We start from the raw sequence: 12,508 nt of genomic DNA on the forward strand, positions 1-12,508 counted from the left end.
TTGAGAAAATTTTTCAATTGCAAGCATGATATTAAAACTTTGCTGCTCGGTTGTCAATATATATCACTGAAAATGATTATCAGTTTTATTGACAATGCGAATTAAGTTGAAATAAACTAACAACGTATCATTATACATTGAAGGGGAAACGCTGCATGTTATTAAAAACAAATCAAGCAAAATGGATTGGATTATTTGTTGGGATCATTGCAGTCGTTATTTGTATTTGGGGAAGTATTATTTTCGGATATACAAATACGAGTTGGAAATTAGCGTTAGATGCTTTTTTCCATTTTAATGGTTCAAATGAACATATTATTATTCAAAATGTGCGTCTACCAAGGGCACTAATTGCAGCCAGTGTTGGTGCTAGTTTAGCCATAGCGGGTTGTTTAATGCAAACTTTAACAAAGAACCCACTTGCTTCTCCAGATTTTATTGGATTAAATTCAGGTGCTGCTTTCTTCATAGTTGTAGCAATTGTGATTTTTTCCGTTACATCATTATCAGCTTTCACTTGGATTGCCTTTTTAGGAACGGCAGTTGCAGCAGTACTAGTATTCGCTTCTAGTTCTTTAGGAAAAGAAGGGACAACCCCGCTCAAGTTAACATTAGCGGGTGTAGCGATAAGTGCTTTGTTTTCATCATTAACACAAGGGTTACTTGTATTAAATGAAAAGGCGCTGGAAGAAGTTTTATTTTGGCTTGCTGGATCTGTACAAGGGAGAAAGTTAGAAATTTTACAATCTGTATTCCCGTATTTATTAGTAGGTTGGATTGCATCTCTTATGATGGCAGGGAAAGTAAATACATTGATGATGGGAGAAGACGTCGCGAAAGGACTTGGACAACGAACAATTTTAATGAAATCATTCGTACTACTTATTATTGTACTGTTGTCTGGTGGTTCAGTTGCGGTTGCTGGCCCAATAGGATTTATTGGAATTGTTACTCCGCATTTTGCTAGATCTCTTGTTGGAGTTGATCACAGATGGAGAGTACCCTATAGCGGCTTGTTAGGTGCAATACTACTAATCTTGGCTGATATAGCAGCAAGATATGTCATTATGCCACAAGAAGTACCAGTAGGGGTTATGACAGCATTTATCGGAGCCCCATTCTTTATTTATATTGCACGTAAGAGAGGGCTTAGCAAATGAAGAAGTATATTCCGTTTCGTATAGGAAAAGATGGGTTCTCGTTTTTAATGTATAAACGAGCTATTCTAGTCTTATTAAGTTTACTAGCTATTTTAATAGGATTATTTTTTGCCAGTGCAGGGATGGGCGATATGAAAATTGCTCCTTATGATGTATGGCAAGCGATTACCGGAAATGGCGATGAGATGTCAAATATGGTTGTAAATAAGTTTCGTATGCCACGTATTTTAATTGCTATTCTTGTAGGAATCGCACTTGCTGTAGCAGGATGTATTTTACAAGGGCTCGTTCGAAATCCACTTGCTTCTCCGGATATCATTGGAATCACAGGTGGTGCAAGTGTTGCAGTTGTACTCTTTTTAGCGATATTTAGTGATAAAAATAATGCGCTAACAGTAAGCATTCATTATATGCCGCTCGCAGCTTTTGCTGGTGCGACGATTGTTGCGTTTTTTGTATATTTATTTGCATGGAGAAATGACGGGTTATCACCGATTAGTCTTGTTTTAATTGGTGTTGGATTTTGGGCATTAACGAAAGCGGCAACGACTTTATTTATGTTGTTAGCCCCAATTTATCAAGCGAGTCAAGCGAATGTATGGATTACAGGTACTGTTTATGGTTCTTCATGGCAAAATGTTATGGTACTTGCACCTTGGGTTCTCATTTTAACGGTAATATCATTTATAGCGGCTAGACATTTAAATGCCCAAGAGCTAGGGGATGATATAGCAGTAGGACTCGGTGTTCCTTTAACGAAGTCGCGTGTATTCATGTTACTACTTAGTACAGCTTTAATTGGTGGAGCAGTCGCTTTCGCAGGAGGAATTGGATTTGTCGGTTTAATGGCACCTCATATTTCACGAAGATTAGTTGGCTCTTTCTACGGTGCATTGCTCCCAGTTGCGGCGATTATCGGTGCAATTTTAGTACTTGCTGCAGATTTAATTGGGCGTACAGTTTTCACACCACTTGAAATTCCAGCAGGGGTATTTACATCAGCAATTGGTGCACCTTATTTTATTTATTTACTTTATAAAAGTCGGAATTCATAAAGGGAGATGAATATGCAAAAAGCATTGGAGACGAAACGCTTGACGCTGTCGTATGGTGAAACAATTATTATTGATGAGCTGAATTTAGAAATTCCAAAAGGGGAAATTACAATCTTCATCGGTTCTAACGGTTGTGGGAAATCAACTTTATTACGTTCACTAGCTAGATTATTAAAGCCAACAACCGGTGACATTTTGTTAGATAATCAAGCAATTCAAAGTATGCAAACGAAGCAAATTGCTCGTCAAATGGCGATTTTACCGCAAGGTCCACAAGCGCCAGAAGGACTTACAGTATTGCAACTTGTTAAGCAAGGACGTTATCCATATCAAACATGGCTGAAGCAGTGGTCAGAAAAAGATGAGGAAATGGTACAAAAAGCGCTTGCGGCAACGGGTATGACAGAATTTGCTGAGCGTGATGTTCATGCTCTTTCAGGTGGACAACGTCAACGTGCTTGGATTGCAATGACCCTTGCACAAGATACCGATATTATTTTACTGGATGAGCCAACTACATATTTAGATATGACTCACCAAATTGAAGTGTTAGATTTATTATTCGAATTAAATGAAACAGAGAAAAGAACGATTGTTATGGTATTGCATGATTTGAACTTGGCATGCCGTTATGCAGACAATATTGTAGCTATTCAGGATAAACAAATATATGCGCAAGGTAAACCAGAAGAAGTTGTTGATCAAAAGTTAGTTCGTGATGTATTCCGTATGGAGTGTCAAATAAGCGCTGATCCGTTATTTGGAACACCGCTCTGTATCCCGCACGGAAGAGGAAGAAGTGTACGTAAAGAAGCTGTTCAGGCGATGAGATAATAAAAAAAACGATGAGCAATTTTTTATTTAGAATCAAGAGAAAGGCGTTTGGTATATGCACACCAAGAATAATTATATAATGTGCAACATTATATAGACAAAAAGAAGAGGATAGAACAAACAGAGGAATTCTGCTTGTTCTATCCTTTTGTTGTACTACAAATGACCTCATTTACTACTACAATGTATTTGCTTTTGTGTAAAGTGATAATAAAGTTATTGAATTTTGTTATGAAATATATATAAGCCTTGCACATTTTATTGTACTAAGGCTCTTTAAAGTTGTTTAATTTCTATCCATTTAATTGCATTTTGCACTCAAAAATCAATAATAAAGTTATTTAATCCTTATTGAACTAAAGCACCTGTTAGTTGAAGAACAACAAAATGAACTGACAAGCAACAGATATGGAAATTTGGCTAAAAAAGTTATCGATTGTATTTACTCGCTTGATTCGCAAACCGAATTGCTCCTAATTAGCCAGTCTTTGATTAGTTCTTGTACTATTTTACGTTTTTCTATTTGAAGCATATGACCAGCACCATCTAAAATGGAAAACGTAGCATTCGGAAATTTTTCTAGAAGAAAAAGGTGATCTTTATAACCACAGATTGAATCTTGTTTCCCTAGAATAATGAGTACAGGTTGTGTAAGTGTACCTACATCATTAAGCGGTTCTTCAGAAAGAAAATACCCTTTCTCTCTCCAATTTGACATTAAAAAATTTTTATTAGCTAATAATCGTCCAGGTTGGATTTCGTTTAAAAAGTAGTTAAGGTTCTCTTTATTTTGATAATTCATCAATGTTTCAAAAGCCATTCTTATATCAGAATCCAATTCTGTTAATAAATCTTCATCTTTTGTAACAACTATTTTTTTAGGAAGATCCCTATCTTTCAAATGAAGTGAAGTAGCCAGCAAACAAATACTCTTTACATTTTTATGTCTATGGTGCAAAACACCTTGTGCCAAATATCCTCCAAATGAAAAACCAATAAGAGAAAATGCTTGGTTAGGAATTGTCATATCAATAAAGTTCAAAATATTTAAAAGCATATCATCTGAAGAGTTGAAATTTTCGTCAATTAAACTTCGACCGTGAGCAGGTAAATCTATATATATCCTCTGAAAACCCTGAATCTTATCAAAAATTGGCTCTATCCAGGCTTTCATAGATTTATGGTCTGTACCCATTGAATGCATTATTAATATTGGAAAGCCATTCCCTACGATTTCATAATAAATACTACCCTTTGCAACTAAGCAATCCATCGGTATTTTTCTCCCTATTCATATCAATTTTATCCAACCTATTTTATGTCAACCTACTATGATATAGTTCTGTACTAAGTTGAAAATACCTTTTGACCGCTTGAAAGAAAGATTTTTAAATAACTTTATTATTTTTTAAATGACTATGTTGTGAATTAAACAACTTTATTGTCATTCTACATTTTGTAGTGGTACATAAAGATGTTCTATTGGAACTGCTCGAATTGCTTGGCTACCCACGCTTCATTGTTTTCTGCAATATATTGTTCTGCCAAGATGAGTCGTTGTACAAGTTCTTTCTTAGACATCTTTATATATTTTCGTTCGGTGTTTTCTATGCTTCGGTCTGCTCGTATACGTCGATAATCAACAGAAGTAAAGGCGACAGAACATTTTTGTAGAGACTGATTGGAATTTGATTTTTGCTTGTATGTTTTGCTGTGTTGTTTATAATACTCATTCAATTGTGGATTTGTCGTAATTGTGTTGGGGTGAATCCCTTTTCCTTCGGAATCAATCTCTTTGGACTTCTCCGATACAGTTTTTAGTGTAACAGGAAGGTTTTGTTTGACCAGAAGGTCAATTGCCCCCTTCCCTAACAGGAGGGAGCGTTGGCTTCGAGATTCATGAACTCCTTTGAGCCATGTTCGATTATTTTTTGAAGGAAATGTTCGGTTCATATGTCTGTTCCTCCCGATATTTTTCAATCAATTCAATCTCTTTTAATTCATTCCTTGCAAGTTTCCGCATCTGTTTTGCCTTATTTACTTCAATCGTCAAACCCATAGAAGCAAAACGCTTTTCCATATCCTTTGATAATTCAATTGTTTCAAGAAGTTCATGCTTCTTTTCAGGTTGCGGAATTTTTGCCACACATCCTAAACATGCCATTTTCACAGGACATACTTTGTCTGTTACACAAGTACCGCCTATCACGTTGTTGTATACACCTACTTTGGCTTTGTATTCCTCCCATTCCCGCTGAAGTTCTTCGGGACTTCGAAGAATCGCCTCATCTAAATCAATATAGTTAGCAATCACGTCATGTAATTCTCCAATTTTTTCAGCTACTTGACTTGGAGTAGGTTCCGAATAATATCTTGTTACATTCAAGTCATGCTGATGGAGCATTTTTGCTACAATGTCAATCGGAATTTCCTGACGTTGAACAGCTTCCGTTGCGAATGCATGACGTAGTAAGTGCGTTTTAATGACAACAGTTTCTCCCTCTTGCGTCTCAAAAAACAATCCATGCAAGAGAAGACGTAGGCAAGAAGTAATCGAATGTGTATTAAATGATTTCTCATTATACTGAAAGAAATAAGGTTTTGGTTCTGGAAATAGGTGCTTTCTGTCACCTCGATACTTTACACTTGGAATTGCGCCATTATAATGTTCTTTCAGCATCAAATTGACTCTCTTTATTAGTTGAAAGGTTTGCTTGCTGATTGGATAAGGTTCAAGCGCATCTCGCCCTTTTGGGATAGCATAAAAAGAGAATTTTAAATCTCCATTTACCTTAATAGCTTGTAGACAATCTTTTTCACTGTTAAGTTGTAATAGTTCGTTGAGCCTTGCTCCTGTTGTTGTGAGAATGTCTACCGCTAACAAACCGAAGGTTGTTGCGACATAAAATGGTTCTACATCAAATAGAATGCCTTCGGCTTTACTGCTGTGAAGAGAAACAAAGGTACTTGTAGATAGAATACCCTTTTGTCTGGACCAAAACGGTCCGGTGTTTCCTGTTAAATTTTCTTCTCCATATCCCCATGAAAACAAGAGTTTTCGTTTCTGCTTTATTTCTTCCTCTGTCGCATTTTGAAACCACATCCCCAACACGCCTGCTTGTAGGATTTCTGTAAACCATAGCCCCTCCGTTACATCGTCATCTTCCAATCGTTCGGCTTTCAAAAACTCTACAAAATAATGATTATTTTCCTTAGAATACGTTCCTGTACACTTTTGGGCTGAGTTTACAATAGATTTTGTAAATGTTTCTTTGTGATAGACGACAAAAGAAGGTTTGTCCCATAAACGAAAATAAAATCGCTCTCCAATGCGTTCAGGCTCTTCATAATGAAACTCTAAAGGTAACATGACATCTCCTTGTTCAGCTTGTAAGCAAGCTGTCAGAAAGGCTTCTCGTAATCGTTTCATCTGATTCCAGCGGAAGTTTGCTTCCGACCGAATTTGAGAAAGATGAGGCACGATGGCATCCGTTTCACTCTTGCGGGTGTTTCGAGCTTGTTCCTTTGCTTGCTTATTAAATGTAAAATCTCGAATATCAAACATAGGTATAGGGAGTAAGAATTGCTGAAAATATTCCTGTTGTTCTTGATTTAACTTTAATACGAGCCATTTCTTAGTGAAATAGGTAACTGCGGTGTAGTTTTGTAGAAATACTGCTCTTTGGCTATTTGAATGTTCGGGATAAATAAGACCTTTCAAATAGTCATACATATGCGTCTCTGTATCAAAATCAGTAAAGGATTGTAAGTCGTAAGCATGAAATATATTTTTAAACCTAACATTTATATATCTGATATTATTATATACTGTTCGTGCATCCAAATTTCTGTCTCCGCTAATAAGCATCGTCAATAGTAATTGATTCTGCCAAGGTGTATCTAAACAATTACTAAGGAAATATTTCACAGGGAATTCATCCAATTTATCTAACAGAAATACACCTCTGCTATCACGCAAATGAAGAATGTGTTCATCCACTTTACCTGCTAATTCCTTATAAAAAGGGGAGTTTGGTGAACTCGTAGTTGGTGTCATCATTCATCCTCCAAATCATCCAATAGTGCTTGTATATCTACTTCTAACTCTGTTTCTTTTGCTGTATCTATAACATTCAGAAGGGGTTTATTAATACGTTTCTGTTTCGGCTGTTCCATGTACTCTTTTTCTTTCTCTGCTATATTTTCAAGCATATTGTCATGAAAACTTCGATATCTTTCTTCGTCAAAGTGATGTTCGTACACTTCAATCGTGTCTTTTTGTTTCCACTTCATGTATTTAATGAGCTCATCTTTTCGCTGTTTAATTTCTGCATTTGTCTTGGAAACATTATAAATCTCACGCATACTTGTCGTGACATACCAATGTCTTGTTTTATGTGGATTTAACCTCATGTCCATCATCTTCATGATCTTATTCCAATGTGGATACCAAGCCTGATACGAAAATGGTGTTCCTCGTTCCGTCAGGAACATGGGTGCATCGTTAGGTAGAGAATCAAAATTCCGCCCTAAATGGTCAATTTTTTTACGCTCTTGATTGATATATTGAAACAGAAGCTTCGTTGTGTTTTTGCTGAACCTCAGAAACTTTGCTCTACGTCCATGACTGCCTTTGTTAAACGTGCTGACTTCTTCAAAGGACTTGCGGGAACGATAATCGCCAATGGTCAATTCAATTACCTCTGAAACTCTCGCCCCTGTCTCAAATAACATACGGACGATGACTTTTTCTCGCAATGACCAATTTACCTGATTACCTGCCTGTTTAACTTTATGATAGAGAAGAGGGTCATCAATAATTTCAGGTTGCCATTCCTCGTTAATGAGCTTGAAGTATGAATCTGTCAAACGTCTATGCACAATTGGGCTTTCTGTTCCTGCTTCGGCAGGCATTCGAGGTTTGTTCTCTCTCACACCTTCGGTATTTGTTTTGTAATCGTCCAATATCGCATGAGAATCGATAAGAGGATTCCGATAGCCATACTGTCTCAGTGTAATCAAGGACTTATAAAATGACTTGAGAGCGGAAAGGAAGCGATGAACGGTATTCGGACTTTTTTTGGAACGATTGACAAAGCGAAAAGAATCTTTTTCCCGTACTTTACAAGCCATTTCGTCCATCAAATAATCTTCCGCAGCGACCCGTATGGCTTCAGGATAATCACTCCATTGTACATGTTGCCCTTGATAGTTGCTGTATTTGTCTAACCAAGTGAAGAACGGCAGAAGGCATTGGAGATACGATAACGCCGTACTTTCTGAAATTTTTCTACTGGCATCATCATAAAATTCTGTCAGTGGTAGAAATACTTTGTTATTCGGTTCAAACACAAGTAATGTATATCGGCTTTGAACACCTTTTGGACAACGTAAGTGGTAATAACTATCTCTCATTTTCAAAGCCTCCTGTTAGATATTCAGACCCACTTATTCCTCTAACCAATTGAAAATAGGAACTTTTGATTGATATTCATGCTGTATTTGATTCCCCATCGCCTCATATTCCTGTTGGGTAAGGTCGTAGATGTGTTTACTTTGCTTCTTTGGTAATTTAAAAGGGATAGTTGTTGGACTCCAATTTTCTCGGATGGCTTTCTTAATAAATCCGTCAGGGTTTTTCACTTTGTTAGTAGATTGTTGCATAATCAATAGAATCTCTAATGTTCGTTTAATCCCAACAACGGACAGAAGAGTAAGAATTTCTTGCGTTGGAGATGTGAGTGTAACTGCCTCATATGCTAATTTGACTAACTCCAATTCGGCAATTTCTTCCTGTACCACTTGTTGACTTTGCTGAGAATCTTCTTTTACAAATCTTGTTCTTTGTTTGATATGTACAAGGTCGCTTTCAGGAATTCTCCATCCTTTTTTATCGCTATTGCAAAATGCGTTTGGAAACTTTCCAGACCGTAGCCATCGCTTAATTGTTTCTTCATGCTTCTGTAAAGTTAACGCCAATTCTTTTACTGTATACATGTTCATGTAAGCACCTCAAAAATAAATGGTTATTTAAAATGGAAACATACATTCTTGTTTAGTGTAACCACACTAATGTTGTTGTAAACAACATTTTTTATGAAATTGTTGTTGTATATGAGGTCATAAAGGGGTCTGCAAAATAAAAAAAGTACATCACTCTTATTGAGCAATGTACCAATACATATATAATGTGCAACATTATATACATCCTTTTGTTTTTGTAAGAGAGGATAACTATTGTTATTTCTTTATTTTACAGAGTACATCGTTTTTTTTATTTTTCGCAAGAAAATAGTAGGAAAAGGGGAATACGTAAGCGACGTTCATATTCTTCTTTTCCCTGAAAACAGTTTCGATTTGGTGTGGCTTCTTTTAAGTTTGTAATTGTAAATCCGGCTTGTTGTAATAATGTAAAATATTCTTCCGTTGTCCGATGATATTTAATAACCTCTTGATCAATCCACGGCTCAACTCGTTTTCCTGTTTTGAAATAATCATCGACGAGCCAGCTAGTTCTTTTACCACTTGTTTGTAAGCTTTCAAACGAAGAGGTAATAACGGGATGTTGAACGCTAAAGGTAAAGGTCCCGTTTGTTTTTAAAGTTTGAAACACATTTTGAAAAATGATATCAAGATGTTCAATATAATGTAAGGCGAGTCTAGATGTTACTAAATCAAAAGTAGAAGGAGGATAGGTATAGTCTTTGAGGTTTATAAAATGAACAGATCCATTTTTATTTTCTAGGTGCTTACTAGCTTTTTCATACATGAGCTCGGAGCCTTCAATGCCAGTGTAAGAGTGGCAACAATTTTCTAATAATTCCTCGCCAAATTTAGCGTCACCACAACCTAAATCGAGAATTTGTTTTCCTTGTACATCACCAATGAGCTGAAAGAATGCTGGTTTTTCAAGTACTTCGTTTGGGCTATTTTCTCGATATCTTCGCTTCATATATTGTTCTAAAAACGATTCGTTATTATATACATCAGATTCTGTAAATACCATGTTTGAAGCCCCCTTGAATATTTTTTTCATTCTATCAAATATGAAAAGTAAATAATAGATTTCTTGTAATGAATCGTATATAATCTAAAATTGTAAGCGGTTTCTTTAAACTATTTTTCTATAATAAATTCTGAAAACGTGTTAAGCTAGTAGAGGGATTATTAGAACTATTAAGACAATAATTCGCTTACATGAACGATGGGAGGCTTCACAATGTCTAGTAAAACACTTGCAAACTTTTTAGAAGAAAATTTAGAGGATTTAAAATCAAAGGGGCTTTATAACGTAATTGATCCGCTTGAAAGTCCAAATGGACCGATTATTACAATTGGCGGAAAAGAATATATTAACTTATCTTCAAACAACTATCTTGGATTAGCGACTGATAATCGCTTACAAGAAGCAGCAATTGGTGCAATTCATAAGTACGGCGTTGGAGCAGGAGCTGTTCGTACAATTAATGGTACTTTAGATTTGCATATCAAATTAGAAGAAACAATTGCAAAGTTTAAACATACAGAAGCAGCAATTGCTTATCAATCAGGATTTAACTGTAATATGGCAGCGATTTCAGCTGTTATGGATAAAAATGATGCGATTCTTTCAGATGAATTAAACCATGCATCTATTATTGATGGTAGTCGTCTATCAAGAGCGAAAATCATCGTTTATAAGCATTCTGATATGGAAGATTTACGCAAAAAAGCAATCGAGGCAAAAGAATCAGGTCTTTATAATAAATTAATGGTTATTACAGACGGTGTTTTCTCAATGGATGGAGATATTGCAAAATTACCAGAGATTGTTGAAATTGCAGAAGAGCTGGATTTAATGACATATGTAGATGATGCACACGGTTCAGGGGTACTTGGCAAAGGTGCAGGTACTGTAAAACATTTCGGCCTTTCTGATAAAGTTGATTTCCAAATCGGTACATTATCAAAAGCAATTGGGGTAATTGGTGGATATGTAGCTGGGAAACAAAACTTAATTGATTGGTTAAAAGTGCGTTCACGTCCATTCTTATTCTCAACAGCTTTAACACCAGCTGATGCAGCTGCTTGTATGAGATCAATTGAAATTTTAATGGAAAGCACAGAGTTACACGATCGTTTATGGGAAAATGGTCGCTATTTGAAACAAGGGTTAAAAGAACTTGGCTTTAACATTGGAGAAAGTGAGACACCAATTACACCTTGTATTATTGGTGATGAAGTATTAACACAAGAATTTAGTAAACGTCTAAATGAAGAAGGCGTATATGCAAAATCTATCGTATTCCCAACCGTAGCAAAAGGAATGGGACGCGTTCGAAATATGCCTACAGCAGCTCATACGAAAGAAATGTTAGATGAAGCAATTCGTAAGTATGAAAAAGTAGGGAAAGAAATGGGTATCATTTAATTAACGACATCTTGTGAATAGCTTGCAAATGAGGAGTGGGAAAAATGAAAAAAATTCTAGTAACCGGTTCTTTAGGGCAAATTGGTTCTGAACTAGTAATGAAACTTCGTGATGTATACGGCGCATCAAATGTTATTGCAACAGATATTCGTGAAACAGATAGTGAAGTGGTAACGTCTGGTCCATTTGAAACGTTAGATGTAACAGATGGACAAAAATTACATGATATTGCAAAGCGTAATGAAGTAGATACAATTATTCATTTAGCGGCTTTACTTTCAGCAACTGCAGAAAAAAATCCGTTATTTGCTTGGAATTTAAATATGGGCGGACTTGTAAATGCATTAGAAGCAGCACGTGAATTAAACTGTAAGTTTTTCACGCCAAGTTCTATCGGTGCATTTGGTCCATCAACGCCAAAAGATAATACACCACAAGATACAATTCAACGTCCTACTACAATGTATGGGGTAAACAAAGTAGCAGGAGAATTACTATGTGATTATTATCATCAAAAGTTCGGCGTTGATACGCGCGGCGTACGTTTCCCAGGCTTAATTTCTTACGTAGCTCCTCCAGGAGGCGGAACAACTGATTATGCAGTTGAAATTTATTATGAGGCGATTAAAAAAGGTACATACACCTCATACATTGCTGAAGGAACATACATGGATATGATGTATATGCCAGATGCTTTACAAGCGATCATTTCATTAATGGAAGCTGATTCAAGTAAACTCGTGCATAGAAATGCATTTAACATTACAGCAATGAGCTTTGAACCAGAGCAAATTGCAGCATCAATTCGTAAACACATCCCGAACTTTACAATGGATTACGCTGTAGACCCTGCTCGTCAAACGATCGCTGATAGCTGGCCAAACTCTATTGATGCAACTGCAGCAATGAAAGAGTGGGGCTTTAAAGCAGAATATGATTTAGACAAAATGACAACTGACATGCTTGCTAAGTTAAAAAAAAAGCTTGCAGATGAGTTAGTGATGAATTAATAGGAAGAGCTGATTCTTAGGAATCGGCTCTTAATTATT

11 protein-coding genes are annotated in these 12,508 nt (G+C 36.2%); 5 read left to right on the forward strand and 6 right to left on the reverse strand.

The window, feature by feature from the left end; all coding sequences use genetic code 11:
* Positions 1-155 precede the first annotated feature (155 nt).
* From MHB76_RS03020 to MHB76_RS03030, 3 genes are read left to right on the forward strand one after another with little or no spacing between them, the layout of a single operon-like run.
* Entirely contained in the window at positions 156-1,160 is a 1,005-nt protein-coding gene (locus tag MHB76_RS03020; protein WP_002159320.1) for a FecCD family ABC transporter permease, read from the forward strand.
* On the forward strand, positions 1,157-2,215 hold the full coding sequence (locus MHB76_RS03025) for a FecCD family ABC transporter permease (RefSeq protein WP_002114017.1): 1,059 nt from the start codon (positions 1,157-1,159) through the stop codon (positions 2,213-2,215). Before MHB76_RS03020 ends, MHB76_RS03025 begins: the two co-directional genes overlap by 4 nt.
* A 12-nt stretch (positions 2,216-2,227) precedes the next feature.
* Positions 2,228-3,049 (forward strand): ABC transporter ATP-binding protein, encoded by an 822-nt coding sequence (locus tag MHB76_RS03030; protein WP_002114020.1) that lies wholly within the window; start codon positions 2,228-2,230, stop codon positions 3,047-3,049.
* Between the two features lie 442 nt (positions 3,050-3,491).
* Here MHB76_RS03030 and MHB76_RS03035 read toward each other — a convergent pair whose 3' ends face one another.
* The 6 genes from MHB76_RS03035 to MHB76_RS03060 form a co-directional block, all read right to left on the reverse strand.
* On the reverse strand, positions 3,492-4,322 hold the full coding sequence (locus tag MHB76_RS03035) for an alpha/beta fold hydrolase (protein WP_078173852.1): 831 nt from the start codon (positions 4,320-4,322) through the stop codon (positions 3,492-3,494).
* A 206-nt stretch (positions 4,323-4,528) separates the two neighbouring features.
* Positions 4,529-5,002, reverse strand: coding sequence for a hypothetical protein (locus MHB76_RS03040; protein ID WP_078173851.1), 474 nt, complete (start codon positions 5,000-5,002; stop codon positions 4,529-4,531).
* Positions 4,974-7,106 (reverse strand): site-specific integrase, encoded by a 2,133-nt coding sequence (locus MHB76_RS03045; RefSeq protein WP_078173850.1) that lies wholly within the window; start codon positions 7,104-7,106, stop codon positions 4,974-4,976. The genes MHB76_RS03040 and MHB76_RS03045 overlap by 29 nt, the downstream gene beginning before the upstream one ends.
* A complete protein-coding gene (locus tag MHB76_RS03050; protein ID WP_340821870.1) occupies positions 7,106-8,464 on the reverse strand; it encodes a tyrosine-type recombinase/integrase in 1,359 nt (452 codons plus the stop codon). The genes MHB76_RS03045 and MHB76_RS03050 overlap by 1 nt, the downstream gene beginning before the upstream one ends.
* A 33-nt stretch (positions 8,465-8,497) precedes the next feature.
* Positions 8,498-9,052, reverse strand: a complete 555-nt coding sequence (locus MHB76_RS03055) for a helix-turn-helix domain-containing protein (protein ID WP_078173848.1) — start codon at positions 9,050-9,052, stop codon at positions 8,498-8,500.
* Positions 9,053-9,323: 271 nt separating this feature from the next.
* Entirely contained in the window at positions 9,324-10,055 is a 732-nt protein-coding gene (locus MHB76_RS03060) for a class I SAM-dependent DNA methyltransferase (protein ID WP_340985645.1), read from the reverse strand.
* 213 nt (positions 10,056-10,268) lie between these two features.
* On the opposite strand from MHB76_RS03060, the gene MHB76_RS03065 reads away from it, so the two are divergent.
* Together MHB76_RS03065 and MHB76_RS03070 are read left to right on the forward strand one after the other, a co-directional pair.
* Positions 10,269-11,459, forward strand: coding sequence for a glycine C-acetyltransferase (locus MHB76_RS03065; RefSeq protein WP_000095918.1), 1,191 nt, complete (start codon positions 10,269-10,271; stop codon positions 11,457-11,459).
* A 44-nt stretch (positions 11,460-11,503) separates the two neighbouring features.
* Entirely contained in the window at positions 11,504-12,469 is a 966-nt protein-coding gene (locus tag MHB76_RS03070; RefSeq protein ID WP_078173847.1) for an L-threonine 3-dehydrogenase, read from the forward strand.
* Positions 12,470-12,508 lie beyond the last annotated feature (39 nt).

Origin of the sequence: Bacillus sp. FSL M7-1345 (assembly GCF_038006985.1) — a bacterium.
Lineage (GTDB): Bacteria > Bacillota > Bacilli > Bacillales > Bacillaceae_G > Bacillus_A > Bacillus_A cereus_U.

Bases quoted from the DNA above. Each gene is read 5' to 3' on its own strand.
- MHB76_RS03040 (WP_078173851.1), bottom strand. From the start codon at position 5,002: ATGAACCGAACATTTCCTTCAAAAAATAATCGAACATGGCTCAAAGGA.
- MHB76_RS03045 (WP_078173850.1), bottom strand. From the start codon at position 7,106: ATGACACCAACTACGAGTTCACCAAACTCCCCTTTTTATAAGGAATTA.
- MHB76_RS03025 (WP_002114017.1), top strand. From the start codon at position 1,157: ATGAAGAAGTATATTCCGTTTCGTATAGGAAAAGATGGGTTCTCGTTT.
- MHB76_RS03020 (WP_002159320.1), top strand. From the start codon at position 156: ATGTTATTAAAAACAAATCAAGCAAAATGGATTGGATTATTTGTTGGG.
- MHB76_RS03055 (WP_078173848.1), bottom strand. From the start codon at position 9,052: ATGAACATGTATACAGTAAAAGAATTGGCGTTAACTTTACAGAAGCAT.
- MHB76_RS03030 (WP_002114020.1), top strand. From the start codon at position 2,228: ATGCAAAAAGCATTGGAGACGAAACGCTTGACGCTGTCGTATGGTGAA.
- MHB76_RS03060 (WP_340985645.1), bottom strand. From the start codon at position 10,055: ATGGTATTTACAGAATCTGATGTATATAATAACGAATCGTTTTTAGAA.
- MHB76_RS03065 (WP_000095918.1), top strand. From the start codon at position 10,269: ATGTCTAGTAAAACACTTGCAAACTTTTTAGAAGAAAATTTAGAGGAT.
- MHB76_RS03070 (WP_078173847.1), top strand. From the start codon at position 11,504: ATGAAAAAAATTCTAGTAACCGGTTCTTTAGGGCAAATTGGTTCTGAA.
- MHB76_RS03035 (WP_078173852.1), bottom strand. From the start codon at position 4,322: ATGGATTGCTTAGTTGCAAAGGGTAGTATTTATTATGAAATCGTAGGG.
- MHB76_RS03050 (WP_340821870.1), bottom strand. From the start codon at position 8,464: ATGAGAGATAGTTATTACCACTTACGTTGTCCAAAAGGTGTTCAAAGC.